Below are 26,973 nucleotides of genomic sequence, written 5' to 3' on the forward strand. Positions count from 1 at the left end.
CGCCATGCCCTATACCGACGATTACCGCTTCGAGATCCGCGAAACCTGCCTCGGCGACGCGCTGGACCAGGCCGCCGGGCGCTGGGACGGGCGCATCGGCTGGGTCTTCGGCGAAGAGCAGATCGGCTTCAGCGAGATGCGGCAGCGCACGGACGCCGTCGCGGCGAGCCTGCTGGCGCTCGGCATCCGGCCCGGCGACGTCGTCGCGGTCTGGACGCCGAATCTCGCCGCCTTCGCCTATTGCGAGTTCGCCTGCGCCAAGGTCGGCGCGATCATCGCCGCGATCAACACCCGCTCGAAATCCTTCGAGCTCGAGCATGTGCTCCAGCACAGCGATGCGCGCCTGCTCGTCATGGTCGATGCCTTCCTCAAGCACGATTTCGCCGCGACGCTGGCCGAGCTCGCGCCCCTCGCCGAACGCGGGCCGGACGGCAGGGTGCGGGCCTCGCGCCTGCCGCATCTGGAACGCGTGGTCAGCCTCTCGCCGAAGCCCGCGCCGGGCGCGCTTTGCTGGGAGGATTTCCTGGCGCTGGGGCGGGACATCCCGCGCGAGGCGCTGCGCCAGCGGCAGGGCGAGCGGCACTGGAGCGAGCCGGTGGTGCTGCAATACACCTCGGGAACCACCGCCCTGCCGAAGGGCGCGCTCTGCAACCATCGCTACGTGCTGAACTTCGGCATCGCCTTCCTGAAGCCGACCGGCCTCAACGGCGGGGACGTCTTCCTCAACACGCAGCCCTTCTACCATGTCGGCGGCTCGTGCGGCGCGCTTCCCGTGCCGCTGGCGGAAGGCACGAAGGTCGTCAGCGCCGAATATTACGAGACCGAGACGATCCTGCGCCTGATCGAGCGCGAGCGCTGCACGATCCGCTCCGGCTATGGCGCGATGTACGTGATGGAGATGAGCCATCCGCGCTTTCGCGAATTCGACATCTCCAGCCTGCGCGGCGGCTGGTGCGTCGGCACGCCTGCGCTGATGCAGCGCGTCATGGATGAAATGAACCTCCCCGGCCTCGTCCAGATCTATGGCGCGACCGAGGGCGGGGGCACCTCCGGCCATCCGGCCGAGCCGCGCGAGGAGCGGGCCGCCACCTGCGGGCGGCCGGTGCACGGCACCGAGTTCGCGATCCAGGACCCGGAGACGGGCGCCTTCCTGCCGGCCGGGCAGACCGGCGAGGTCCTGCTGCGCGGCTGGTGGAAGATGAACGGCTATCTGAAGCAGCCCGACGCGACGGCGAAGACGATCGACCCCGATGGCTGGGTTCATACCGGCGATCTTGGCTCGCTCGACGCGCAGGGACGGCTGATCTTCGCCAGCCGCCTCAAGGACATGCTGAAGATCGGCGGCGAGAACGTCTCGGCCGAGGAGGTCGAGAGCGTTCTGCTCGGCCATCCCAAGGTGGTGCAGGCGGCGGTCATCGGCGCGCCGGACGACAGGCTCACCGAGGTCGTCATGGCGATCGTCGAGCCGCGCGAGGGCGAGACCGTCACCAGCGAGGAGATCGTCAGCTTCTGCGTGCAGCGGATGGCGAATTTCCGCGTGCCCCGCTATGTCCGGCTGATCGCGGAATGGCCGCTGACCGGCAGCGGCAAGATCCAGAAGCACAAGCTGCGCGAAACCTTCCTCGCGGATTTCCGCAAGGCCTCCTGAGAGCGCCGCGATGTCCCTTCCCGTCATCCACCCGCGCAAGAGCCTCGACAGCGAGCCGTATTGGGAAGGCTGCCGGCAGGGCGAATTGCGCTTCCAGCGCTGTCGCCATTGCCGGGAGACGGTGTTCCATGCGCGCGCGTTGTGCCCCTACTGCCTCTCCGACGCGCTCGACTGGGAGCGCTCGGCCGGGCGCGGCAGCGTCTATTCCTGGTCGCTGCAGCACGTCCCGCTGCGGCCCGGGGCGGGCGAGGCACGGCCCAGGCTTCTGGGGATCGCCGCGCTCGACGAAGGCTTCCACATGTTCGCGGAGTTCGTCGCGGAAGGAGCGGGGGAGATCGCGATCGGCGCCCGGCTCGAGGTCTTCTTCGACCGGGTCGACGAGACGCTGACCCTGCCGAAGTTCAAGGTGCTCGCCGGAGCCGGGCGATGACCGCCGCCAGCCTGCGCGGCCGGGCGGCGATCGTCGGCTTCGGCGACAGCTATTGCCGCCGCGGCGAGGTCAAGACGGCGCTGCGCCTCGCCATGGAAGCGATCAAGGCGGCGCTCGCCGACGCCGGGCTCGAGAAGGACGATATCGACGGGCTTCTGGTCGGCCGGGCGCCGATGTCCGATCAGCGCCAGCAATGGAACAATATCCTGGCCGCCCACGCCAAGATCACCCCGCGCTACGCCTCCGAGATCACCATCCATGCCGCCGGCATGAACGCGATGCTGAAGCATGCCGGGATGGCGGTGACGAGCGGCGTCGCCCGCTTCGTGCTCTGCGTCGGCTCGGATGCGGCGGCGGCGATGCCGCATGTGCGCGCCGCGATCGGCGGCATGGATGCCGACCCCGAATTCGAGCAGCCCTATGAGCCGATCATTCCGACGATCTATGCCCAGATCGCGCGGCGGCTGATGCATGAGCACGGCATGACGGAGGAGGACATGTCCGCCGTCGCGGTGCAGTGCCAGGACTGGGCGGTGCATCACCCGTTCTCCGCAAAAGGCCACAAGGGCAGGATCACGATCGAGGAGGTCATGGCCTCGCCGATGATCGCCTCGCCGCTCAGGCTCTGGCATTGCGCGCCCTGGGGCCCGCCCGGAACCGGCGGCGCCGTGATCGTCACCGACATCGACACCGCGCGGAGGCTGACCGACCGGCCGCTGCCGATCCTCGGCGCCGGCGAATGCCAGACCCATGAATACCTGACCGACCGCATGGCGCTGCGGACGAGCCGCCTGCCGCTCGGCGACCTGCCCAACATCACGGCGACGGGCTGCCGCGTCGCCGGCGATCTCGCCTATGCCATGGCCGGCCTGCGCCCGCAGGACATCGACGTGGTCCAGACCGCCTCGCAATTCGCGCATGTCGAGCTGATGTGCCTCACCGAGCTCGGCTTCACGACGCTGCCGGAGGCGGGCGCCTTCGTCCGCTCCGGCGCGACCGGCCCCGGCGGCGAGCTGCCGACCAACACCAATGGCGGCTGGCTCTCGTTCGGCCAGCCCGGCGTCTCCTGCGTGATGGACAGCCTGATCGAGGGCATCCGCCAGCTGCGCGGCGAGGCGCTGGGGCTGCAGGTGAAGGCGCCGCAATTCTCGCTCATCCACGCCAATGGCGGCATGCAGGCCTGCCACAGCGTGACGATCCTGGGACATGACGGCTGAAAGCCGCGAGGGAGGACGAACCATGGCCGCAGAGCGCATCCTGACCACGCATACCGGCAGCCTGCCGCGCCACGCCGACATCGTCGCGGAGCTGGTGGCGCAGGCCGAGGGGCGGCGCTTCGACGACGAATTGTTCAGCGCGGTGCTAGAACGGGTGGTGGAGCGCATCGTCGCCAGGCAAGTCGAGACCGGCATCGACATCGTCAATGACGGCGAGGCCGGCAAGGTCAGCTACGCCACCTATGTGGCCGGCCGCCTCTCCGGCTTCAGCAGCGCGATGAAGCCGCGCTTCACCTCCTTTCCGGACGTGGTCGACTTTCCCGAATACGCCGAGCGCGTGCTGCCGCAGTTCGAGAGCGTGCTCGCGCCGGTCTGCGAGGGGCCGGTCTCCTACCGGGGCGAGGCCGCGGTCGCGCGCGACTGCCGCATCCTCCAGCGCGCCGTCGACCTCGCCGGGGCGAAGGGCGCCTTCATGTCCGCCGCGTCGCCGGGCGTGATCGCGCGCTTCATGGACAACCATCACTACGCCAGCCATGAGGACTATCTCTGGGCGCTCGCGGACGCGATGAAGGTCGAGTACGACGCGATCCACGAGGCCGGCTTCATCCTGCAGCTCGACTGCCCGGACCTGACCGGCAACCGCCCGATCCACGGCACCAAGGCCGGCACCTCCTATGTCGACCTCCATATCGAGGCCCTGAACCACGCGGTGCGCGACATCCCGTCCGAACGGATGCGGATGCATCTGTGTTGGGGCAATTACGAAGGGCCGCACCACAAGGACACGCCGCTCAGGCAGATCATCGCCTCGGTGCTGAAGGCCAGGCCCGCCGGCCTGTCGATCGAGGCGGCCAATCCGCGCCATGCCCATGAATGGAACGTCTTCCTGGAGACGAAGCTGCCGGACTGGAAATACCTCATCCCCGGCGTCGTCGATTCGACCTCCAACTTCATCGAGCATCCGGAGCTGGTGGCGCAGCGGCTGGAGCGCTTCGCCTCGGTCGTCGGGCCGGAGCGTGTCGTCGCGGGCACCGATTGCGGCTTCGGCACCTTCACCGGCGTCTCGCTCGTCGATGCCGACATCGCCTGGGCGAAGCTCGGCAGCATGGTCGAGGGGGCGGCGCTGGCCTCGCGGGCGCTCCGGCCGCAGACCGCCTGAGCAGCAGGACGCAGAAGAAGGATCGGGCGATGGCGCTCGGCCTGGCCGCGATGGGCAGCTACAGGGTGGGCGGCCGGACCGTGACGGTCGCCGGCGAGCCCGTCCGCGAGCTTGCGCTGTCGAGCGGCTTCGCCACCCGCTCGGACCCGAACGGGACCTATGTCGTCGAGGCGGCTTATGTCCAGTATTTCGAGCCGGCGGTCCGCAACCGCTTGCCGCCGGTGCTGCTCGTCCATGGCGGCGGGCTGACCGGAAGCTCCTGGGAGACCACGCCCGACGGCCGGCCGGGCTGGCTGAACCGCCTGCTCGAAGCCGGCTTCGCCGTCCATGTGATCGACAATGTCGAGCGCGGTCGCGCGGGCTTCAGCGCGCTGCCCGGCCTCTGGAACGAGGCTCCGGTCATGCGCAGCCTGGAGGAGATGTGGAGCCTGTTCCGCTTCGGCCCCAGGCAGCGCTATGCGCGGCGGCGCCCCTTCGGCGGGCAGCAGTTTCCGGTCGAGCATCTGGACGCGCTCGCGGCCCGCTCGGTGCCGCGCTGGACCTGCAACACGCAGGCCCAGATCGCGGCGCTCACCGAGGCGGTCGGCCGCTTCGATCAGGTCATCCTCGTCGGGCACAGCCAGGGCGGCGGGCAGGCCGTCCATGTGGCGGCGGCGTGCCGGCAGCGCGTCCGGGCGGTGGTCGCCATCGAGCCGCATGGGGCGCCGACCTCCTTCGAGGCCGGGCTGGCGCTGCCCCGCCTGCTCGTCGTCGAAGGCGATTTCCTCGATGCGAACGAACCCTGGCCGGCCTTGCGGGCGGACTGGCGCGCGACGCTTTCGGCCTGGGCCGCCGCGGGCGGGACGGCCGATCTCCTCGACCTGCCAGGCGCGGGGTTGCCCGGCAATTCCCATCTGCCGATGATGGACCGTAATGGCGACGCGGTTCTGGCGGCGATCCTGCGGCGTCTGGCGCAGGATGAGCCGATCAGGCCGTTCTTCCCCGCAGCAGCCCGCCCCGCAACAGCCCGAAGGCGGCGATGAGCACAAGCCCGGCCGAGGCGAGCGCGTTCCAGCCGGCGAGCGACAAGCCGAGGAAGCGCCACGCCGCTTCCGAACAGGCGACGATGCGCGCGGTCCCGAGCTGCTTCATGAAATCCTGCACGCTGCCGCTCACCGGCCCGGCCGCCCCGCCGCAGTCGTTCGGCCCGACGAACCAGCCCCATTCGACGCCGGCATGGTAGACGCCGAGCCAGGTGCTCCAGGCCATCAGCAGGGCGAGCCCCAGGAGCACGAGCCATTGCAGCCGCGGCGAGCGCGCCAGCACCAGCGCGGCGAGCGAAAGCCCGATGGCGGCATAATGCGGCACGCGCTGCTCGAGGCAAAGCTTGCACGGCAGCAGATGCAGGACGAGCTCGAAATACCAGGCCCCGGCGACCAGGGCGAAGCTCACGAACCCGATCAGGGCGATCAATCGGCGCAGCGTCGGCAGGGGCCGCGATGCGGGAAGGGCGGCGGTCATGGCGGAGGACTCAACAGGAGAGAAGCTGGCCCGACCCTGCGACCAGCTTGAGGCCGAAATAAAGCAGGATCAGCGCGGCGGCACCGATGACCGCGATGATCTTCAGGCGGCGTTCGATGAAATGGCGGATGGTGGCGCCATAGCGCCTGAGCAGGAAGGCGAGCGCGAAGAAGCGCGCGCCCCGCGCCAGCACGCAGGAGACGATGAAGAAGGTGAGCCCGATATGCACCGCGCCGGCCAGGATCGTCACCACCTTGATCGGCGGCAGATGGGCGAGGCCCGAGGTCGTGAGCAGGATCAGCGTCGTATCCGGTCCGGCGCAGGCACGAAGCGTCTCGAAGGCGCCAAGCTTGCCGTAGAATTCCAGCACCGGCTTCGCCAGCGCCTCGAAGGCGTAGTAGCCGATGGCATAGCCGGCGATGCCGCCGAGGACCGAGAATAGGGTCGCGACGAAGGCCAGCCGATAGGCCCGCTGCGGCCGGGCGAGCGCCATCGGCACGAACAGCACATCGGCGGGGATCAGGAAGAAGGAGCTTTCGACGAAGGCGACGGCGGCGAGCCAGCGCTCGGCGCGCGGCCTGGCGGCGAGCGACATGGTCCATTCATAGAGGCGCTTCAGCATGGCGCGCTTAAGAGCATGGGCAGCCCGGTGACGCAACGGCTTGCATGGCCTTGCGAGCGCAGCCGCCGAAACCGGCGGGAAGCAGCGCGGAGCCGATTGACCGGCATCGACCGATCGCTATAGTCCGCCCGCCTGCAAGGGCCCCTGTGGCGGAATTGGTAGACGCGCTCGACTCAAAATCGAGTTCCGCAAGGAGTGCTGGTTCGATCCCGGCCAGGGGCACCAATTTCCATAATCTCGCGCGTGTTCGCTTCGCTCACCGTTCCGATGGGGCGGCCTGACAGGCCGGCGTGCGGTCGCACTTGCGAACCCGTTGGGTTCGACCTCGCTCCGCTTGCCCCCGGCCAACGCCCATGCGATCCGGGAGGGGCAATCAGGAGCACACCGATGAGCGAAGTGCTGAGCGAAACCGTCGCGGCCGGCGTCGTGCAGATCACCATGAACCGGCCCGAGCGCAGGAACGCTCTCGACCGGAAAAGCTATGCCGGGCTGATCGCGGCGCTCGCCGCCGCCGAGACCGATGCCGAAATCCGCGCCATCCTGCTGACCGGGGCCGGCGGCTGCTTCACCAGCGGCAACGACATCAAGGATTTCGCCTCCGCCGCCGCGGCCGGCGAAGCCCCCCGCGCGGCAATCGACTTCCTCGAGGCGATCGCGACGGCGACGAAGCCGATCGTCGCGGCGGTCGAGGGCTTCGCCGTAGGCATCGGCACGACGATGCTCCTGCATTGCGACCTCGCCTTCGCCGCCCGCTCGGCGACGTTCCGCCTGCCCTTCGTCACGCTCGGGCTGTGCCCCGAAGGCGGCTCGAGCTATCTTCTGCCGCTTGCCGCGGGGCAGAAGAAGGCGGCGGAGCTCCTGATGCTCGGCGAAGCGTTCGCCGCCGAAACCGCCGCCGCCGCCGGCCTCGTCAACGCCGTGGTCGAAGACGGCACGGCGCTGGAAGCCGGCTTGGCGAAAGCCAAGGCCCTGGCCGCCCTGCCACCGGAATCGCTTGCGCTGACCAAGATGCTGATGAAGCGCGGCACCGCGCAGGCGGTAGCCGAGACCATCGCGACCGAGGCCCGCCATTTCGGCGAACGCCTCAGCTCGCCGGAAGCCGTGGCGGCCTTCGCCGCCTTCCTGAAGAAATAGGCTAGAGCCCGCAGAGGACGGGCCGGACGGCGCCGGAGACCCGCTCGACCACGGCACCGGTGCTGAGCTCCGGTCCCCCTGCCGCCGGCGGCAGCGAGACGCCGGCCTTGCCGGTGAGCGCCCGGATCGCGGCGGCATCGGCCAGCCCATAGCCGCGCTGCGGCGCGACACCGGCGATCAGGAGCTTGTCGGAAGGGCTTTCGGTCACGATCCCGACTAGGCGGCCTTGCCGGTCGAAGGCCGGTGCACCGGCCTGCCCGGGCTGGAGCGGGGCCCTGAGCCCGGGCTTGGCCCCGGCCGGGGCACCCTCGCCGGGCAAGGCCAGGGCCACGCGCCCGCCGGCATCGGCGCCATAGGCGACCAGCACCAGCGCCTCGCCGGCGGCGGGCGCCTCGGCGCGCAGGCCCGGCGGCTTCGCGGCACCGACACCCTCCAGATCGACGAGCGCGAGCCCGCTCGCATCGTCCTTCAAGCGCAGCTTCGCGACGCGATCGCCGACGCGCAGGCTGCGGCAGCCATCCAGCGAGGCCGACGCGGCGAGCGCCGTCCGTTCGTCGAGCGCGAGCGCGACGCCATGGCGCTCGTTGCCGCGCGCGGCCGGAGCCGGGCCGGCGACGGCGGGCGGCGCGGCCGCGCCCGGGAAGGGCTCGAAGCTCGCCGCGATCGCGATCACGAGCTTGTCGACGCTCGGCGCCAGCGCCTTGTCGTAGCCGATCGAGAAGCCGCGCAGGCCCTGCGGTCCGGTCGAGAGCCGGCGATAGAACCGGCCGCCGGGCGTCTCGCCGGTGACCACGAAGAAATCCGGTCGCAAGAGCTTGTAGGTGATCTTGCGCGGGCTGTTCGGATTGACGGCGATCGCCTTCTCGAACAGCGCGGCGAGATCCTCGCCCGGGGGCGAGGCGGAGGTATCGAGCGTGACCTTCTCGTCGGCGCTCTGCCAGCGGCTGCCGCCTGCGGGCGTCGCGCCGCGTTTCGGCAGGAGCTTGGTCGGAATACCGATGCGGACGCCGGTCCTGTCGTCGGCCAGCAGCTGGAACCCGGCCGCGTCGCGCGCCGCCTGCGCGGCCCTGGCCAGCGCCGCCCGCTCGGCCGGCGCCAGCACCCCGTCGGGCGCGCCGCGCCGGCCCTTGAAGGCGTTGATCGCGCGGAAGGTCAGCGGCCCGTAGGCGCCGGAGACCGCGCCGTTGAACTGGCCGGCCCAGATCAGGTCGTCCTGGATCGCCTTGCGCTCGGCTTCGGGCAGGGCTTCGAAGCTTGTCTGCGCCGCCGCCATCTGCGGGTTGGCAGCGGGAGCCTGCGCGCCGGCCGGCGGCGCCGCGATGAGCGCGAGCACGAGCGCGGTGGCGCACAGCAGCGCGGTTCGCGGGTGATAGAGAGGCGCGCGCGGCATGAATCTCCTCCTCGAAGGCGGGCGAAGCGGGCCCATTGAGCGTCAGAACGCACCGCGCCGCAACCGGCAGACGAGATTTACCCCAGGGCCATCCCGCACGACCTGCATTCGCATGACTTGAACGCACGCGGCACGGTGATAGCCTGCCGGCCCCGTCTCACGCCGTCATCGGCCCGCCGCCACGGCCGACGAAGAGGAACGACGATGACCCTGCTCACCCGTCTCGCGCTCGCCCTCTCGCTGACGCTCGCAGCTGTGCCCGCGCTGGCCCAGAAAGCCTATGTCCGCGCCGACCTCGCCGCGGACGGGCAGAGGCTGGAAGAACAGCTCAAGCGCGAGGTCGCGGTCGGCAACCGCTCCGCGGCGGACGCAATCCGCACCGGCGAGGCGGCGCTCGGTCGCGGCGACGCCCGCGCCGCCCTGCCCCAGGCCAATGCGGCGATCGTCGCCGATTCGGCCAACCCGGCCGGCTGGCGCCTGATGGCGCGGGCCGCCAACGCGATCGAGCCGCGCGACTACCGCGAGCGCTGGGAATTGCGCGGACGCGCCATCAGCGCCGCCTATCTCGCCTATCAGCGCGCGACCAGCCGCGCCGACGAGGCGGCCTCGCTCGGCCTGCTGGCACAGATCTTCGAGAAGAACCAGAACTGGCGCCCGGCGCTCACCGCCTATCGGCTGAGCCTCGAGCTTTCCGCCAATGCCGCGTTGCAGAAATCCTATGAGAGCCTGCGCGAGAAGCGCGGCTTCCGGCTCACCGGCAACAAGACCGATTCCGACGCCGCCTCTCCGCGCGCCTGCTTCGAGTTCTCGGAAGCGCTGGCGCGCGGCCGCGTCGATTTCGCGCCCTATGTCGCCATTTCCGGCGGCAAGGGGGATTTCGCCGTCAGCGCCGAGGGCAGCGAGATCTGCGTCGACGGGCTCCGGCACGGCGAGCGCTACGGCATCGTCATCCGCCAGGGCGTGCCCTCCGCCATCCCCGACGAGACGCTGCTGAAATCGGCCGATTACGAGATCTATATCCGCGACCGCACGCCCTCGGTGCGCTTCACCGGCAAGAACTACGTGCTGCCGCGCAGCGGTCAGCAGGGCATCCCGGTGGTCTCGGTCAATGCGAACAAGCTCGACCTCGAGGTCATGCGCATCGGCGACCGCAACCTGATCAATTCGGTCCATTCCGAGGATTTCCTTGGCCAGATCGGCACCTGGTCCGCCAGGCAGATCGCCAGCGACAAGGGCCAGACAGTCTGGACCGGCACGATGGAGGTCAAGTCCGAGCTCAACCAGGACGTGATCACCGCCTTCCCGGTGACGGAGGCGATCGGCGCCCTGAAGCCCGGCGTCTATGTGATGCTGGCCAAGCCCTCGGGCGGGCCGGCACAGACGCAAGTCTCCGGCGACGACGGCGATTACGACGACGGCTCGACCAGGGCGACGCAATGGTTCGTCGTCTCCGATCTCGGGCTCACCTCCTTCACCGGGCCGGACGGCGTGCATGTGCTCGCCCGCTCGCTCGCCGACGCCAGGCCCGTCGCCAATGCGGAACTCAGGCTGATCGCCCGCAACAACGAGGTGCTCGGCACGGCGAAGACCGACGCCAACGGCTATGCCCGCTTCGATGCGGGGCTGGCCAAAGGCCAGGGCGGCAATGCGCCGGGCCTCGTCACGGCCGCGCTCGCCGAGGATTACGGCTTCCTCGACCTGAAGCAGACCGCCTTCGACCTCTCCGACCGCGGCGTGAAGGGACGCGTCGCGCCCGCCGGCCTCGACGCCTATCTCTATACCGAGCGCGGCGTCTACCGCTCGGGCGAGACGGTCTATCTCACCGCCCTGCTGCGCGACCCGCGCGGCGCCGCCGTCGCCGGCCTGCCGCTGACCGTCGTGGTCAAGCGCCCCGACGGCGTCGAATACCGCCGCCGCCAGGTCGAGGACCAGGGCGCGGGCGGGCGTAGCCACTCGATCCAGCTCGTCTCGGGCGCCGCGACCGGCACCTGGCGCGTCCTCGCCTATGCCGATCCGAAGGGACAGGCCATCGGCGAGACCTCCTTCCTGGTCGAGGACTATGTGCCCGAGCGGCTGGAGCTGACGCTCGCGCCGAAGGCGCCCGTGCTCCAGGCCGGCGAGCCGGCCGAGATCGACGTTTCCGCCCGCTATCTCTACGGCGCGCCGGGCTCGGCGCTCGACGTCACCGGCTCGATGACGATCCGCGCCGCGGCGGCCAGCGCCATCCCCGGCTTCAAGGACTATCAGGTCGGCCTCACCGACGAGGAGTTCGAGCCGGTCCAGAGCGAGTTCGAGGAGAGCGCCACCACCGACGCCGCCGGCAAGGCGAGCCTCTCCAACCCCGTCGAGCGGCCCGACACCAACCGCCCGCTCGAGGTCGAGATGACGGTGCGCGTCGGCGAGCCCGGCGGGCGCGCCATCGCCCGCTCGGTGACGCTGCCGATCGTGCCCAAGGGCGCCGCCATCGGCGTGAGGAAGCTGTTCCGCGACGGCGACCTCGGCAACGGTGAGACCGCGAGCTTCGACGTGATCTTGGCGAGCGGCGACGGCAAGCGGCTCAGCCGCCCCGGCGTGAAATGGGTGCTCTCGAAAGTGCGCCGCAACTACCAATGGTATTTCCAGGACGGCCGCTGGAATTACGAGGGCGTCAAGACCACCCGCCGCGTCGCCGATGGCGAGATCGCGGTCGCGGAAGCTGCGGCTGCGAAGATCGCCGCGCCAGTCGAATGGGGGAATTACCGCCTCGACGTGACCTCGGATGGTGCCGAGGCGGCGGAAACCTCGGTCTCGTTCAGCGTCGGCTACGAGAGCGACAAGACGGCCGATACGCCCGACGTGCTCGACGTCGCGCTCGACAAGGCGGCCTATGCCGATGGCGAGAGCCTGCAGGTCCGCCTCTCGCCGCGCTTTTCCGGCAAGGCGACGCTCGCGGTCGTCACCGACAAGGTCGCCGATATCCGCACCATCGACATTACCGAGGGCGGCACCGGCGCCTCGATCCCGGTCAAGGCGGAATGGGGTGCCGGCGCCTATCTCGTCGTGCTCGCCCACCGCCCGATGGACGCCGCCGCCAAGCGCCTGCCAGGCCGCGCCATCGGCTTGTCCTGGTTCCAGATCGGCAAGGAGACGCGCACGCTCGCGCTCGACCTTAACGCACCGCAGCTCGTGCGGCCGCTCTCGAGCCTGTCGCTGCCGGTCAAGGTCTCCGGCATGAAGCCGGGCGAAGAAGCTTTCGTGACGCTCGCCGCCGTCGATGTCGGCATCCTCAACCTAACCCGCTACGAGAGCCCCGATCCGAGCCAATTCTTCTTCGGCCAGCGCCAGCTCGGCCATGAGCTGCGCGACCTCTACGGGCTTCTGATCGACGGCATGCAGGGCACGCGCGGCGCGATCCGCACCGGCGGCGACGGCGCCCCCCAGATGGAAGGCGAGAAGCCGACACAGGAGCCGCTCGCCCGCTATTCCGGCGTGGTGAAAGTCGCAGCCGACGGGACCGCCAGGATCGATTTCGACCTGCCCGCCTTCAACGGCACGGTGCGCGTCATGGGCGTCGCCTGGTCGGCCGGGCGCACCGGCGCGGCCAGCGCCGACGTGATCGTGCGCGACCAGGTCGTCGCCCAGGCGACGCTGCCGCGCTTCCTCGCCATCGGCGACCAGTCGCGCTTCCATCTCCAGATCGACAATGTCGAGGGGCCGGCCGGCGCCTATACCGTCGATCTCGACGTGAAGGGGCCGGTGCTCGTCGCCGCGGACGCCACCCGCCGCACCATGCAGCTCGGTGCCGGCGCCAAGACGCAGATGACGATCCCGGTCACCGCCGCCGGCCTCGGCCGCGCCGAGTTCGACGTGCGGGTCAGCGGGCCGAACGGGATCGGCACGGTGCAGAACCTCGCGGTGCGCGTGCAGCCCTCGGCTTCGACGATCGCACGCCGGATCGTGCGCGCCATCCCCGGCAATGGCGGCGCGATCACCGTCTCCGCCGACCTCCTGGCCGACCTCGTGCCGGATTCAGGGCAAGTCTCGGTGACGGTCTCGCCCTTCGCCTCGCTCGACGTGCCGGCCCTGCTCAAGGCGCTCGACCGCTACCCCTATGGCTGCACCGAGCAGACGGTCTCGCGCGCGCTGCCGCTGCTCGCGGTCAACCAGCTCGCCTCGCTGGAGCAGCTTTCCCTCGACGACACGGCCGACGAGCGCGTCCAGAACGCGATCGAGCGCGTGCTCGCCCGCCAGGGCGGCAACGGCTCCTTCGGGCTCTGGGGCGTCGGCGGCGAGGATTTATGGCTCGACGCCTTCGTCACCGACTTCCTGACGCGGGCCCGCGAGAAGCAGTTCGCCGTGCCGCAGATCGCTTTCAACCTCGCGCTCGACCGCCTGCGCAACCAGGTCGTCAACACCGGCGAGATCGCCAAGGAGGAGGCGGCAGGCATCGCCTATGCGCTCTATGTGCTGGCCCGCAACGGCCGGCCGGTGATGGGCGATCTGCGCTACCTCGCCGACAACAAGCTCGGCGATTTCGCGACGCCGCTCGCCCGCGCTCAGATCGGCGCCGCGCTCTCGGCGCTCGGCGACCGCGGCCGTGGCCGCGCCGCCTTCGGCAGCGCGCTTGGCCTGTTCCAGACGGTGAGCGACGACGGGCTGTCGCGGCCCGATTACGGCTCGCGGCTGCGCGACGGCGCGGGCGTGCTCGCGCTGATCGCGGAATCGAACGGCGAGCGCGCCGATATCGCGCGGGCCATCTCCGTCCTCGACGCGGTACGGGGCAGCAGCCGCTACACCTCGACGCAGGAGCAGATGTGGATGGTGCTGGCGGCGCAGGCCATGGCCAAGGATGCCGAGGGCATGACGCTGACGGTCGACGGGGCCGCCCGCAAGGGCGCCCTCTACCGCACGCTCCCGGCCGCGGCGCTGGAGGGCAAGCCCATGACCATCGCCAATCCGGGCGCCGCCAGCGCGCAGGCGGTGATCACGGTCGCCGGCATCCCGACCGCGCCGGAGCCGGCGCTCAACCAGGGTTTCGGGCTGGAGCGCGTGATCTACACGATGACGGGCGAACGGGCCGATCCGGCGCGGCTGCGCCAGAACGAGCGCTATGTCGTGGCGCTGACCGTAACGGAACCCGCCTCGCGCTATGGCCGGCTGCTGCTGGTCGATCCGGTGCCGGCCGGGCTCGAGATCGAGAACGCCAACCTGACGGAGGGCGCCTCGACCGCAGGCCTCGACTGGCTGAACCAGGAGGTTTCGCCGGTCCATACCGAATCGCGCGACGACCGCTTCGTCGCCGCTTTCGAGCGCTCGGGCGCGAAGAGCGACAAGCTCTCCTACACCGTCGCCTATATCGCGCGGGCGGTCTCGCCCGGCCGCTACGTCTCGCCCGCCGCCGTGATCGAGGACATGTACCGGCCCGACCGCTTCGGCCGCACCGGCTTCGGCACGGTGGAGATCTCGTCGGCACGGTGAGGCCGTGAGCGCGCAGTCCGAACGACCGGGCACGACGGAGCCCCCTCTCCCCTCGGGGGAGAGGGACGGGGTGAGGGCCGCCCTCAACCGTCAGCGCTTCGCGCTGCCACCTTCTCCCCCGAGGGGAGAAGGGGAGCGGCCGCGACGGTTTCGCAAGCTGAAGATCGCGGCCGGCGTTCTGGCCGTCTCGGTCGTGGCAGGAGCCACGGCTCTCGCCCTCTACATCCGCTCCCTGCCGCCGCTCGACCTCTCCGCCGCCGCCGAGCGCTCGGCCGTGGTGCTCGACCGCGAGGGCAGGCTCTTGCGCCCCTTCCTCACCGCCGACGGGCGCTGGAAGCTGCCCGTCACCGGCGAGGACGTCGATCCGCGCTATCTCGCCATGCTGAAAGCCTATGAGGACAAGCGCTTCGACGCCCATCCCGGCATCGACCCGCTCGGGCTTCTGCGCGCCGCCGGCCAGATGCTGGCGAACGGCCGCGTCGTCTCCGGCGGCTCGACGCTGACCATGCAGGTCGCCCGCCTGCTCGAACCGCGCGCGGAGCGCACGCTTGCCGCCAAGCTCCGGCAGGCGGTGCGCGCCATCGAGCTGGAGCGGCGCTTCGACAAGGCCCGCATCCTCGACCTCTATCTGACGCTCGCTCCCTTCGGCGGCAATCTCGAAGGCGTGCGCGCCGCGAGCTTCGCTTATTTCGGCAAGGAGCCAAAACGGCTTTCGACCGCGGAAGCCGCCCTGCTCGTCGCCCTGCCGCAATCGCCCGAGACCCGCCGGCCCGACCGCTTCGCCAAGGCCGCCCGCAAGGCGCGCGAGCGCGTGCTGGAGCGGATCGGACAGGCCGGCCTCGCCACGCCGGGAGAGATCGCCGCCGCCCGCGCCGAGCCGATCCCCGCGATGCGCCACCCCTTCCCCGCCTTGAGCCCGCATGTCGCCGAGCAGGCCGTGGCGGAGGCGCCGAGGCTCAGCGTCCACAGGCTCTCGCTCGATGCGCGGCTGCAAGCCGCGCTCGAGGGGCTGGCGCGCGAACGCAGCCTCGGCCTCAACCCCCAGGTCTCGATCGCGATCCTCGCCGTCGACAACGAGACCGGCGAGATCCGCGCCTCGGTCGGCGGCGTCGATTATTTCGCGGCCGAGCGGGCGGGCGCGCTCGACCTGACGCGGGCGCTGCGCTCGCCGGGCTCGGCGCTGAAGCCCTTCATCTACGCGCTCGCCTTCGACAACGGCATCGCCCATCCCGAGACGATGCTGGAGGACCGGCCGGCCCGCTACGGCATCTACACGCCGGAGAATTTCGACATGACCTTCCAGGGCATGGTCAGCGCCCGCAAGGCGCTCCAGCTCTCGCTCAACGTGCCGGCGGTCGAGCTGCTCTCCGCGCTCGGGCCGCAGCGTTTCCTCTCGCGGCTGCGCGATGCCGGGATCACCATAGCCCTGCCGAAGGAAAGCGGCGCGCCCGGTCTCGCCGTCGGGCTCGGCGGGCTCGGCATCACGCTCCAGGACCTGACGCGCGCCTATGTCGGGCTGGCGCGCGGTGGCGCGACGGTGCCGCTGCGCATCCGGCCGCAGGCGATGCCGGACAACAGCCCGGCCCCGCGCCTCGTCGATCCCGTCGCCGCCTGGTATGTCGCCGATACGCTCATCGGCGCGCCGCCGCCGCTCAACGCCCCGCCCGGCCGCATCGCCTACAAGACCGGCACGTCCTATGGCTATCGCGACGCCTGGGCGGTCGGCTTCGACCGCAGGCACACGATCGGCGTCTGGGTCGGCCGGGCCGACAACGGCGCCGTGCCCGGTCTCGTCGGGCGGGCCGTCGCCGCGCCGATCCTGTTCGACGCCTTCGCCCGGCTCGGCATCGACCCGCGTCCCTTCCCGCGGCCGGCGGATGCGATCGTCGCCAGCACCGGCCATCTGCCGCCGCCGCTCAGGCATCTCAGGCAGGACGTGCCCAAGACCGTGACGGCGATGGCGACACCGGCGCTGAAGCTCGCCTTCCCGCCGGACGGCGCCCGCATCGACCTCTCCGCCGCCGCACTCGACGGCGACGGCCGGCTCAACCTCAAGGCCGCCGGCGGCGCCCCGCCCTATACCTGGCTGGTCGACGGCACGCCGGTGACCGCGCCACAGCGCCGCCGCGAGACGCAATGGCGCCCGTCCAGCAAGGGTTTCCTGCGCATCTCGGTCGTCGATGCGACCGGGGCGAGCGAAAGCGTCTCGGTGAGGCTGCAGTAGCGGGCGCTACTCCGCCGGGGCGGGATGGGCCGTGCCATGCGCCTCGTCATGCGGGGCGTGGCGCGAGCCGTGGACCTTGCGGGCGAGGTAGCTGTAGGCGACCGGCACGACATAGAGCGTCAGCAGCGTGCCGAAGCTCATGCCGCCGACGATGACCCAGCCGATCTGCGAGCGGCTTTCCGCGCCGGCGCCATGGGCGAGCGCCAGCGGCAGGGCGCCGAGCACCATCGCACCCGTGGTCATCAGGATCGGCCGCAGGCGCAATTCCGCCGCCTCGACGAGGGCGTCGAGCGTCTCCTTGCCCTCCTCGCGCAGCTGGTTGGTGAACTCCAGGATCAGGATGCCGTGCTTGGTGATCAGCCCGACCAGCGTGATCAGGCCGATCTGGCTGTAGACGTTCATCGTCCCGCCGGTGAAATAGAGCGCAGCGAGCGCGCCGGTGAGCGAGAGCGGCACCGAGACCATGATCACGACCGGATCGACGAAGCTCTCGAACTGCGCCGCCAGCACCAGATAGATGAAGCCCAGCGCCAGCAGGAAGACGATGAAGATCGAGGCGCCAGACTGCTTGAACTCGCGGCTCTGGCCGGAATAATCGACCTGCACCGAATTCGGCAGCACGCGCGCCGCCCCCTCCTCCAGCACCTTCAGCGCGTCGCCGAGCGAATAGCCCGGCGCGGGAATCGCGGTCACTGTCGCCGAGCGCAGCTGGTTGAAGCGGACGAGCTCCTTGGGCGCGACCGTCTCCTCGACCTTGACCAGGCTGGAGAGCTGCACGACCGCGCCGCCGCGGCCCATCAGGTAGATCGATTGCAGCGCCTGCGGGGTATTGCGCTCCGCGCCCTCGACCTGGAGCACGACGTCGTACTGCTTGCTGTTCATGTTGAAGCGCGTCACCTGCCGCCCGCCGAGCAGCGTCTCCATGGTGCGGCCGATGATATCGACGCCGACGCCGAGATCGGCGGCGCGCTGCCGGTCGATCGTGACCTTGATCTGCGGCTTGTCGAGGATGAGGTTGGTGTCGAGATTGGTCAGCACCGGCGAATTGCCGACCTCGGCCATGAGCTGGTCGACATAGGCCCTGATCTGCGCATAGGGCTCCGAGGAGCGCAGCACGAACTCGACCGGCTTGCTGTTGGCATTGCCCTGGCCGAGCGAGGCCGGATTGGTGGCGAAGAGGCGGATGCCGGGAATCTGCGACAGCCCCCTGTTGATCTCGGCGACGAGGTCCTGCTGCTTGCGCTCGCGCTCCTCCCAGGGCTTGAGCCGGGCGAAGCCGACGGCGCGCGTCACGTCGGGGAAGCCGACGATGACGAGATAGGTCTCGACCTCCGGGATCTTGCTGAAATACTCCTCGACCTGGCGGGCATAGTCGGCGGTGAAGGACAAGGTCGCGCCCTCGGGCGAGACGCCCGAGGCGCTGATGGTGCCGCGATCCTCCACCGGCGCCAGCTCCGCGCGCAGATGGGTGAAGAAGTAATAGCCGGAGCCTGCGACGCCCAGCGCCAGCAGCACGACGAGCGGGCGCACCGACAAGGCCGCGCGCAACGACGCCTTGTAGCCGCGCGACAACCCCTGGAAGCCACGCTCCAGCAGGTTGTAGAGCCAGTTGTGCTTGTCGTGATGGCGCAGGAGCTTGGCGCACATCATCGGCGTCAGCGTCAATGCGACGAAGCCGGAGACCAGCACGGCGCCTGCCAGCGTCAGCGCGAACTCGATGAAGAGCTTGCCGGTGCGCCCAGTCGAGAAGGCCATCGGCGCATAGACCGCGACCAGCGTCAGCGTCATCGCCACCACGGCGAAGGCGATCTCGTTGATGCCGCGGACCGCGGCCTGCGTCGGCTTCATGCCGTTCTCGATATGGCGGTGCACGTTCTCCAGCACCACGATGGCGTCGTCGACGACGAGGCCGATGGCGAGCACCATCGAAAGCAGCGTCAGCGTGTTCACGGTGAAGCCGAACGCGTACATCAGCCCGAACGAGCCGATCAGCGAAACCGGGATCGTCACCAGCGGGATCAGCGTCGCGCGCACCGAGCGCAGGAAGAGGAAGATGATCAGCACGACGAGCGCGATCGCCTCGATGATCGTCCGGTAGACCGCCTTGATCGAGCGGTCGATGAAGACCGAGGTGTCGTAGGATTTGGCGATCGACATGCCCTGCGGCAGGTCCTCGATGATGCCCGGCAGCGCCTCCTCGATCCCGGCCGAGACGTCGAGCGGGTTCGCCGTCGCCTGCTTGACGATGCCGATCGTCACCGAGGGCGTGCCCTTGAACCAGGCGGCGTTGCGCTCCTCGCGCGCTCCGAGCTCGATCTTGGCGATGTCCCGCAGCTTGACGGGAAAGCCGTTGGCGTCCTTGACGACGATCTCGCTGAATTCCTCCGGCGTGGTCATGCTGGTCTGCGACAGCACGGTGAATTCGCGGTCGTTGCTCTCGATCCGGCCGGACGGGATCTCGACGTTCTGCGCCCGGACGGCCGCCTCGATCTGCTGGACGGTGATGCCGTAGGCCGACATGCGGGCGCGATCGAGCCAGATGCGCATCGCATATTGGCGCTGGCCGAGGATGCGCACCTCCGCCACGCCGGTCACGTTCTGGACCCGGTCCGAGATGAAGCGGTCGGCGAAATCGGTGAGCTCGAGCGGCCCGTGGCGCGAGCTGGTCAGCGAGAGATAGAGGATCGGCTGCGCATCGGCCTCGACCTTGGCGATGACCGGCTCGTCGATCTCGTCGGGCAGACGGCTGCGCACGCGGCTGACGCGGTCGCGCACGTCGGAGGCGGCGACGTCGGGATCGACGTCCGGCCGGAAGCGCACCTGGATGAACGAGCGCTCCTGGCGGCTGGTCGAGGAGATGATCTCAATGCCCTCGATGCCGGCGATCGAGTTCTCCAGGATCTGCGTCACCTGCGTCTCGATGATCTCGGCCGAAGCGCCACGATAATCGGTGCGCACCGAGACGATCGGCTCGTCGATATTCGGGTATTCGCGCACCGTCAGGCGGCCATAGGAGACGATGCCGATCAGGATCACGAGCAGGCTCATGACCGTCGAGAGAACGGGCCGGCGGACGAAGAGTTCGAACAGGCTCATGAGGGTCTGTTCCTAGATCCGGCTCGTCCGGACGACCTTGTCCTTGATCGCGATGGTAGCGCCGTCGCGCAGCCGCATCTGACCGGCGGTGATGATCTGCATGTCGGGCTTCAGGCCCCCGACGATCTCGACCTTGCCAGGCAGGCGCTTGCCGAGCTCGACGCTCAGGCGCTTCGCCTTGCCGTTCTCGACGATGTAGACCATCTTGCCGACCGCATCCGGCACCACCGCCATCTCCGGCACCACGATCGCGTTCTCGCGCTGGTCGATGGTGATGGCGAGCCGGGCAAACAGGCCGGGCTTGAGCGCGAGATCCGCGTTGGGGATCGCGGCACGCAGGCGGATCGCCCGGCCGTTGACGTCGACCACCGGGTCGATCGCGTAGATCTGCCCCTGGAAGCTGCGCTCCGGCACCGCGTCTACCCGCATCTGCACCGGCTGGCCGACCTTGAGGCGGCTGAGATAGATCTCGGGCACGCGGAAATCGATCTTGATCGGGTCGATGCTGGTCAGCGTGATCAGTTGCTTGCCGACCGAGACATAGTCGCCGACGCCGACCGAGCGCAGGCCGACGACGCCGTTGAACGGCGCCACGATGGTCGATTGCGCGAGTCTGGCCTTGGCGAGCTGGATGCGCGCCTCGCTCGAGGCGAGCTTGGCGGCCGCCTCGTCGAGCGCGACCTGCGTGCCCGAGCCGCGCTGCACCAGCGCGCGCAGGCGCTCATGGGTGTCGCGGGCAAGGCCCAGATCGGCCTGGGCCTGCTTGAGCTCGGCATCGAGGATCGCGGTGTCGAGCTTGACCAGCGCCTGCCCGATCTTGACCGGCTCGCCCTCCTTGAAGCCGAGCGAAATGACGCGCCCGGCGATCTCGGGGGCGATCACCACGGATTCGTCGGCGGCGAGCGTGCCCAGCGCCTCGACCTCCTCGCTGACGGTCATCAGCTCCACCGACGCCACCTCCACCGGCACGGCGCGCGGCCCGGAGACCGCGCCCGCCCGGGCCTGCTCGGTGCCGGCATGCTGGTTGCGGTAGGCATAATAGCCACCGCCCGCGACGGCAGCGACCAGAACGAGAATGGCAAACCGCTTCATAAGTCCGGACGCTCCGAATACCGCGCGAAATCTCTTAGACCGGGCAGCCTCATTTGATAAGAGGCCGGATGGGCGCGAAAGCCGGCCGACGCCGTCCCCCTCGAACCAACCCGACCGCCTCCCCCGCCGAACGCTGCCGCGCCGCCGCCGACCTCGCCCTCGCGGGTGTTTCGAAGCAACGATCTATAATCATTTCGCTGATAAGGAAGTTCTCTTCAAGGCGATTTGCGCCGCCCTCACGGAAACGTTGACCGGCTTTACGGGGGGGGACCCGGATGCGCAGCCCCCATGGCCGGCTCCCGTAGAATTCGAGCCAGATCAACAATACCCTTATAGGTTGTTAACCTTATTGACGGATGAATGCTCCCGGGCGGCCCGGATGCCGTCGATTGCTGGGAATCTATCGATGTCGGCAGGGGATCATCTCGCCAGGCGGCTCGCCTTCATGCAGCTCGGACCGGAAGCGCAGGCCCGCATCCGCGATGTCAACGACGCGTTGAGCACGGCCATCCCCGAGGCGCTCGATGCCTTCTATACGCAGTTGCGCGGCTTTCCCGAGACAATGGCGTTCTTCGGCAGCGAACAGCATCTCGACAGCGCCAAGCAGCGCCAGGGCAAGCATTGGGGCGTCATCGCCACAGGCCAGTTCGACGAGCGCTATGTCGACGCCGTCACCAAGGTCGGGCGGATCCATGCCCGCATCGGCCTCGAGCCGCGCTGGTACATCGGCGGCTATGCGCTGGTGCTCGAGAAGCTGCTCGCCGGCGTGCTGGCGGCGCGCTGGCCGAAGAACGCGCTGGGCAAGCGCATGCCCGGCGCCGCCGAGCGCTCCGCCGAGATCGGCGCCATCGTCAAGGCCGCGATGCTCGACATGGACTATGCGATCACGATCTATCTGGAAGCCTCGGAGGAAGCGCGGCTGAAGGCCGAGAGCGAGGCCCGCGCCATGGAGCAGGCCAAGACGGCCCAGCGCGAACAGGCGATCGCCTGCGTCGGCGAGAGCATGGCGGCGCTCGCCGAGGGCGACCTGACCTATCGCATGAGCGCCGAGATCCCGGCCGAATACGCCGGTATCCGCGACCATTTCAACGCGGCGATGGAGCGCCTGCAGGAGATAGTCGGCACCATCAAGGCGACCTCGGCGGCGATCGCCTCCTCCTCGCAGGAGATCAGCACCGGCGCGCAGGACCTCTCGATGCGCACCGAGCAGCAGGCTTCGGCGCTGGAGGAGAGCGCGGCGACGACCGAGCAGCTCGCGGCTTCCGTCAAGACCTCGAACCTGGCGTCGCGCCAGTCCGTCTCGCTCGCCGACGAGGCGGCAAACGTCGCGCGCACCGGCGGCGACATCGTCCGCGACGCGGTCGACGCGATGGCGCGGATCGAGGGCGCCTCGAAGCGGATCTCGGAGATCACCGACGTGATCGACGGCATCGCCTTCCAGACCAACCTGCTCGCGCTGAACGCCGCGGTCGAAGCCGCGCGCGCCGGCGACGCCGGGCGCGGCTTCGCCGTGGTCGCGGCCGAGGTCAGGGCGCTGGCCCAGCGCTCGGCAGGGGCGGCGAAGGACATCACCGGCCTGATCTCCTCCTCGGATGCCGAGGTCGCGGAGGGCGTCAAGCTCGTCCGCCAGGCCGGCGAGACGCTGGACCGGATCGTCGCAGCCTCCGCCAAGGTCTCCAGCACGGTCGAGGAGATCGCCTCGGCCTCCGGCGAGCAGGCCAACGGCATCGACGAGATGAGCCAGACCGTCAGCCACATGGACGAGATAACCCAGCAGAACGCGGCGCTGGCCGAGGAAAGCGCCGCCTCCGCCCGCCTGCTGCTCGACCAGATCGAGCAGCTCAACCGGCTGGTCGCGGCCTTCCGGACCGAGCAGGGCGGCATCGGGCGGCGCGCGGCCTGAACGCAGCGATCTAGCGCAGCCGCCAGACCGAGCTGCGCTTGATCTCGGCATCCTCCAGCGCCCGCGTCACCGGCACCTCGTAGGTCGCGATGGCCTCAAGCCGAGCCTTCGGCAGGTAGCTGCGGCCGGGGTCGCCGATCAGCACGGCCGCGCCCCGCGCCGTGAGCCCGGAAAGCCAGTCGACCACCCGCTCGGCCATCTCCCGCTCATAGCAGACGTCGCCGGCGCAGACGACGTCCCAGCCCTCGTCGCGGCCGATCAGGTCCTCCGAGCGCGGCGTCACCGCGACGGCGTTGGCGGCGGCGTTGATGCCGATCGCCGCCACCGCGAAGGCGTCGATATCGCAGGCCTCGACGGATGCCGCGCCCGCTTTCGCCGCCGCGATCGCGACGAGGCCGGAGCCGGAGGCGAAGTCCAGCACCCGGCGCCCGGCGACGATCCCCGGATTGTCGATGAGATGGCGCGCCAGCGCCTGCCCGCCGGCCCAGGCGAAGGCCCAGAACGGCGGCGGCAGACCGATCACGGCGAGCTCTTCCTCGGTCTTCTGCCAGAGCTCCGTCGCCTCCTCGGCGACGTGGAGCGAGATCTCCGGGGCATGCGGCACCGGCAGGAGCCGGGTCTGCGCCCGGATGAAGGCGCCGCGGTCGAAGCCGGCCTCGGCCTTCATGCCGCGGCATCCGGCGCGGAGCGGCCGATGAGGCCGAGATAAAGCGCCTTCACCGCGTTCATCACGTCGCGCTCGGTATGGCCGTCGATCAGGCGCGCGCGGGCGCTCGCGCCCATGCGCTCGGCAAGGCCCGGCGCGCGGGCGAAGATCGTCAGCGCCTTGGCGAGCGCGGCCGCGTCGCCCGCCGGCACCACCATGCCGTCCTGCCCCTCGCGGACGAAGCTGCGGCAGCCCGGTACGTCGGTGGTCAGGATCGCCCGGCCGCAGGCCGCCGCCTCGAGGATGGTGCGCGGCAGGCCCTCCCCGCCGCGCGAGGGCAGGATGCAGAGGTGATGGCCCTTCCACACGCCCTCGATGTCGCGCGTCGGCCCGGCCCAGGCGATGCCCGGCCGCGCCGCCCATTCCGCCAGCGTCGCCTCGGGAATGGCCTTCGGATTGGACGGATCGGGCGCGCCATGGATGGTAAGCTCGACCTGCGCCCCCCCGGCACGCGCGAGGCCGACCGCCTCGACGGCAAGATCGACGCCCTTGGACCAGAGCATGCGCGCGACCAGCGCGACCTTGAGCGGCGGGGCGGGCGGCTGCGGCGCGGGCATCAGGATCAGCGGATCGACGCCGGCGCCGCCGACGATCGCGACCTTCGCCGCATCCTGCGGATCGAGCCCGAGCGTCGCGGGATCGTCCGGGTTCTCGAACAGGAAGCGGACTTGCGGGCCGTCGATGGCGCCACGCAGCCAGAGCCTCGCCGCCAAGCGCGCGGCCGCCGCGAGCGCGCCCTGCCTGGCGCCGAGGAAGCCGAGCCCGGTCAGCGCATAGACGCGGGCGTCGACGCCCGCGAGCTTGCCGGCGAGCCCGGCGAGCGCGATCGGCTTCAGCGCGATGCAATGCAGGATGTCGGGCTTCTCCGCCGCGATCAGGCGCTTCAGCGCCATGACCTGCTTGAACAGCGCGCGGGGATCGAGGCTGCGCCGCTCCGCTTCGAGCCCGATCAGCCGGGCGCCCGTCGCCTCGATCGCGCGCCGGTGGTTGCGCTCGCGCGCGATCACCGCGACGTCGAAGCCGAGCTCGCGCGCGGCCCGCGCCATCGGCAGGAAATGCGAGACGAAGAACCAGTCTTCGGTGATGACGAACAGGAGTTTCGGGCGCGGCATCGCGCCATCAGGCCGATGCGAGGGCGAAGGTCAAGTGCTCGCGGCTCAGGGCCGCGCGGTCGCGACCGGCAGCACCCGCGCGAGAGCGGCCGGAGGATCGATCCGTCCGGCGCCGTAGACGGGATCGCGCCCGCGCGAGCCGAGATCCGCCGCGCTTTCGCCGAGCACCCGGCGCGCGCCGTCCGAATCGAGCTCAGGCTGCTTTTCGAGCAGGAGCGCGATCAGCCCCGAGACATGGGCGGCGGCGATCGAGGTGCCGGAGGTGAAGGCGTAGCGCCCGCCGGGCTCGCCCGTCAGCACGTCGACGCCCGGCGCCGCGACCGCGACGTAGCTGCCGCGATTGGCCTCGGAGAAGACCTTGTCCTCGGCGTCGGTCGCCGTCACGGCGATGACGTTCGCGTCGGCGCCGGGATAGAGCGGGGCCGCCCGGCTGCCGCCGTTGCCCGCCGCCGCGACCGCGATCACGCCGCGCCCCTTCGCGCCGGCCAGCGCCTTCGAGAGCAGGCGGTCCTGCGGGCCGGCGAAGCTGAGATTGACCACCCTGGCGCGCTGCTGGACGAGCCATTCCAGCGCCGTCACGATCTGGAACGACTTGCCGTTGGCGGAGGTCGCCTGCGGGCCGCCGAAGGCGCGGGCGACGACGAGGCGCGCCGCCGGGGCGACGCCCTGCAATTCGCCGTGCGCGACGATCGCGGTGGCCATCGAGGTGCCGTGCGCATGCGGCGTCGCCAGCCCGTCGATCGCGTCGAGATAGCCCAGCACCGAGCCCCTGATCTCGGGATGCTCCATGTCCACGCCCGAATCGATCAGGCCGACCCGGACGCCGCGCCCCTGCGCCAGCTTGGCGGCCTCGGCGAGGCGCAGCTTCTCGACGACGTATTGCGGCGGCAGGATGCGCCTGACCGCGGCGGCGCCGCGCGTCGCCACGGCCGGATCGCCCAGCCGCAGGCTCGGCGCCGGCGCCTGGGCGGTCTCTCCCGAGGAGGCGGTCTCCGCCCCCGCCGGCAGGCTGACGCGGGAAAGGGGGTCCTGTTGCAGCTCGAACAGGAAGTTCGGCTGTGCCCCGGCGATGCTGCTGTCGTCGCCCATCTGCGTCAGCACGGCGCGCAGGTCGCGCCCCGGCTCGATCCGGGCGCGGATCACGGTGACGCCGGCGAGCTCGAAGCGCTGGCTCGCGATCAGCGTCGCGCCATAGCGGCGCAGGACCACATCCGCCTCGGCGTTCGGCGCGAGCTCGAACAGCACCTCGTCGGGGACGAAGCGGGTCTCGTCCGGGGCCGGAACCACGCTGCGCTGCGTGCGCGGCTGGAGCCAGGCGCCGGGCGGCACGCGCATCGAGCGGTTGACGCCGCCGCCGCCGGCGGAAGGCTGCGGCTTCGCGGCCGGCGCGGCGCGCCTGCCGTCGCCGGCGGATTGGGCGAGCGCCGGCCCCGGCAGCAGCGAAAGCGCGCAAGCGAGCAGGCCGGCGCCGACGAGGCACCGGATCCAGGATCTCTTCCGACGAGCGAGCGGGAACGGCACGGCCTCAAAGCTCCTGCGGCGGCGACATCATGCCATGGCGCGGCTGCCGGGTCACGGTGCCGGCGCGACGAAGGAGACGATGGCGCTCTCGCCCTTCATCCGCGCCGCGATCGCATCGAGCTCAGCGGAGGAGAGGGAGGCGTCGCCGACGCGCACCTTGAAGAAGCCGTTGGCGCGCGGCCCGTCGACCACCGAGGCGTCGAAGCGCTTGAAGAAGGAGGCGATCTCGCCGGCCTTGGCCTCGGGCGCGAAGCTCAGCAGCACATAGCTTTCCGAGGGCCGCATGCCCGGCACCGAGGCGGTCTGGAAGCCGGCGCCGCCCTCGCGCAGCGCAAGACCGGTGATCGCCACGCCCTGCACCGCGATCAGCGCGAGCGCGGCGGCGCTGGCATAGGCGAGGCGGCGCGGCGGCTGCGCGGCCAGAAGCCCGCCGAGCCAGCCCAGAAGGCCGCGGCCGGTCTCCGTGGCGCGCGCCATCAGCGGCGCCGGGCGGCTTTCGGCCTCGATGCCGGCCATCAGCCGGTCGAGAACCCGCGGCGAGGGCGCGCCCAGGCTCTCGTTGAGCAGGACCGTCTCGGTCCTGTCGTCGCGGATCAGAGACAACTGCGCGGCAAGCCCGGCATCGCCGGAGAGCGCGGCCTCGACACGGCGCCTGTCGGTGTCCGAGATCCGGCCGGTGGCGTAGAAGGGCAGGAGCTCCTCGAGCGCGCGGCGCTCACTATCGCTCACGATGCTGTCGTTCATCACGCCACTCCTCGGGCG

18 protein-coding genes and 1 tRNA gene are annotated in these 26,973 nt (G+C 70.4%); 10 read left to right on the top strand and 9 right to left on the bottom strand.

Translation table 11 applies throughout. The annotated features are described in order from the left end of the window. Positions 1 to 4: 4 nt before the first annotated feature. Genes M9917_RS01450 through M9917_RS01470 form a run of 5 tightly spaced genes read left to right on the top strand, consistent with a single transcriptional unit; the run spans position 5 to position 5,476 of the window. Positions 5 to 1,648, top strand: a complete 1,644-nt coding sequence (locus M9917_RS01450) for an AMP-binding protein (RefSeq protein WP_297250534.1) — start codon at positions 5 to 7, stop codon at positions 1,646 to 1,648. 10 nt (positions 1,649 to 1,658) lie between these two features. Then, entirely contained in the window at positions 1,659 to 2,078 is a 420-nt protein-coding gene (locus tag M9917_RS01455) for a Zn-ribbon domain-containing OB-fold protein (RefSeq protein ID WP_297250535.1), read from the top strand. Next, positions 2,075 to 3,295 carry a thiolase family protein gene (locus M9917_RS01460; protein ID WP_297250536.1) on the top strand — a complete coding sequence of 407 codons (1,221 nt, stop codon included), beginning with the start codon at positions 2,075 to 2,077 and terminating at the stop codon, positions 3,293 to 3,295. The genes M9917_RS01455 and M9917_RS01460 overlap by 4 nt, the downstream gene beginning before the upstream one ends. A 22-nt stretch (positions 3,296 to 3,317) precedes the next feature. Then, positions 3,318 to 4,454 (top strand): cobalamin-independent methionine synthase II family protein, encoded by a 1,137-nt coding sequence (locus M9917_RS01465; RefSeq protein WP_297250537.1) that lies wholly within the window; start codon positions 3,318 to 3,320, stop codon positions 4,452 to 4,454. A gap of 29 nt (positions 4,455 to 4,483) precedes the next feature. Next, positions 4,484 to 5,476: an alpha/beta fold hydrolase gene (locus tag M9917_RS01470; protein WP_297250538.1), complete on the top strand. Its 993-nt coding sequence runs from the start codon at positions 4,484 to 4,486 to the stop codon at positions 5,474 to 5,476. On the opposite strand, the gene M9917_RS01475 is transcribed toward M9917_RS01470, so the two are convergent. Both M9917_RS01475 and M9917_RS01480 read right to left on the bottom strand, forming a co-directional pair. Continuing rightward, a complete protein-coding gene (locus tag M9917_RS01475; RefSeq protein ID WP_297250539.1) occupies positions 5,421 to 5,954 on the bottom strand; it encodes a disulfide bond formation protein B in 534 nt (177 codons plus the stop codon). The two genes, M9917_RS01470 and M9917_RS01475, sit on opposite strands and share 56 nt — an antisense overlap. Before the next feature lie 10 nt (positions 5,955 to 5,964). Continuing rightward, positions 5,965 to 6,576, bottom strand: a complete 612-nt coding sequence (locus M9917_RS01480) for a YqaA family protein (protein WP_297250540.1) — start codon at positions 6,574 to 6,576, stop codon at positions 5,965 to 5,967. Between the two features lie 140 nt (positions 6,577 to 6,716). Here M9917_RS01480 and M9917_RS01485 point away from each other — a divergent pair. Both M9917_RS01485 and M9917_RS01490 read left to right on the top strand, forming a co-directional pair. Beyond that, a tRNA-Leu gene (locus tag M9917_RS01485) sits at positions 6,717 to 6,801 on the top strand. Between the two features lie 162 nt (positions 6,802 to 6,963). Then, positions 6,964 to 7,710, top strand: coding sequence for an enoyl-CoA hydratase-related protein (locus M9917_RS01490; RefSeq protein ID WP_297250541.1), 747 nt, complete (start codon positions 6,964 to 6,966; stop codon positions 7,708 to 7,710). Between the two features lies 1 nt (position 7,711). Here M9917_RS01490 and M9917_RS01495 read toward each other — a convergent pair whose 3' ends face one another. Next, positions 7,712 to 9,100 carry a peptidoglycan-binding protein gene (locus M9917_RS01495; RefSeq protein ID WP_297250542.1) on the bottom strand — a complete coding sequence of 463 codons (1,389 nt, stop codon included), beginning with the start codon at positions 9,098 to 9,100 and terminating at the stop codon, positions 7,712 to 7,714. 204 nt (positions 9,101 to 9,304) lie between these two features. Here M9917_RS01495 and M9917_RS01500 point away from each other — a divergent pair, with 204 nt between their 5' ends. Together M9917_RS01500 and pbpC are read left to right on the top strand one after the other, a co-directional pair. After that, complete coding sequence (locus tag M9917_RS01500) at positions 9,305 to 14,557, top strand: alpha-2-macroglobulin family protein (protein WP_297250543.1); 5,253 nt, start codon at positions 9,305 to 9,307, stop codon at positions 14,555 to 14,557. 70 nt (positions 14,558 to 14,627) lie between these two features. Continuing rightward, positions 14,628 to 16,781: a penicillin-binding protein 1C gene (gene pbpC, locus M9917_RS01505; RefSeq protein WP_465246310.1), complete on the top strand. Its 2,154-nt coding sequence runs from the start codon at positions 14,628 to 14,630 to the stop codon at positions 16,779 to 16,781. A 6-nt stretch (positions 16,782 to 16,787) separates the two neighbouring features. On the opposite strand, the gene M9917_RS01510 is transcribed toward pbpC, so the two are convergent. Together M9917_RS01510 and M9917_RS01515 are read right to left on the bottom strand one after the other, a co-directional pair. Beyond that, a complete protein-coding gene (locus M9917_RS01510) occupies positions 16,788 to 19,877 on the bottom strand; it encodes an efflux RND transporter permease subunit (RefSeq protein ID WP_297250544.1) in 3,090 nt (1,029 codons plus the stop codon). A gap of 12 nt (positions 19,878 to 19,889) precedes the next feature. Further along, positions 19,890 to 20,969, bottom strand: a complete 1,080-nt coding sequence (locus M9917_RS01515) for an efflux RND transporter periplasmic adaptor subunit (RefSeq protein ID WP_297250545.1) — start codon at positions 20,967 to 20,969, stop codon at positions 19,890 to 19,892. Between the two features lie 406 nt (positions 20,970 to 21,375). On the opposite strand from M9917_RS01515, the gene M9917_RS01520 reads away from it, so the two are divergent. Further along, positions 21,376 to 22,872, top strand: a complete 1,497-nt coding sequence (locus tag M9917_RS01520) for a globin-coupled sensor protein (protein WP_297250546.1) — start codon at positions 21,376 to 21,378, stop codon at positions 22,870 to 22,872. Between the two features lie 10 nt (positions 22,873 to 22,882). Here M9917_RS01520 and M9917_RS01525 read toward each other — a convergent pair whose 3' ends face one another. From M9917_RS01525 to M9917_RS01540, 4 genes are read right to left on the bottom strand one after another with little or no spacing between them, the layout of a single operon-like run. Next, on the bottom strand, positions 22,883 to 23,539 hold the full coding sequence (locus M9917_RS01525) for a class I SAM-dependent methyltransferase (protein WP_297250547.1): 657 nt from the start codon (positions 23,537 to 23,539) through the stop codon (positions 22,883 to 22,885). After that, positions 23,536 to 24,690: a glycosyltransferase gene (locus M9917_RS01530; protein WP_297250548.1), complete on the bottom strand. Its 1,155-nt coding sequence runs from the start codon at positions 24,688 to 24,690 to the stop codon at positions 23,536 to 23,538. The genes M9917_RS01525 and M9917_RS01530 overlap by 4 nt, the downstream gene beginning before the upstream one ends. A 45-nt stretch (positions 24,691 to 24,735) precedes the next feature. Continuing rightward, positions 24,736 to 26,211: a S8 family serine peptidase gene (locus M9917_RS01535; RefSeq protein WP_297250549.1), complete on the bottom strand. Its 1,476-nt coding sequence runs from the start codon at positions 26,209 to 26,211 to the stop codon at positions 24,736 to 24,738. A 51-nt stretch (positions 26,212 to 26,262) separates the two neighbouring features. Then, positions 26,263 to 26,955 (bottom strand): anti-sigma factor, encoded by a 693-nt coding sequence (locus tag M9917_RS01540; RefSeq protein ID WP_297250550.1) that lies wholly within the window; start codon positions 26,953 to 26,955, stop codon positions 26,263 to 26,265. Between the last annotated feature and the right edge of the window lie 18 nt (positions 26,956 to 26,973).

This window comes from Bosea sp. (in: a-proteobacteria) (assembly GCF_023953965.1).
GTDB lineage: Bacteria > Pseudomonadota > Alphaproteobacteria > Rhizobiales > Beijerinckiaceae > Allobosea.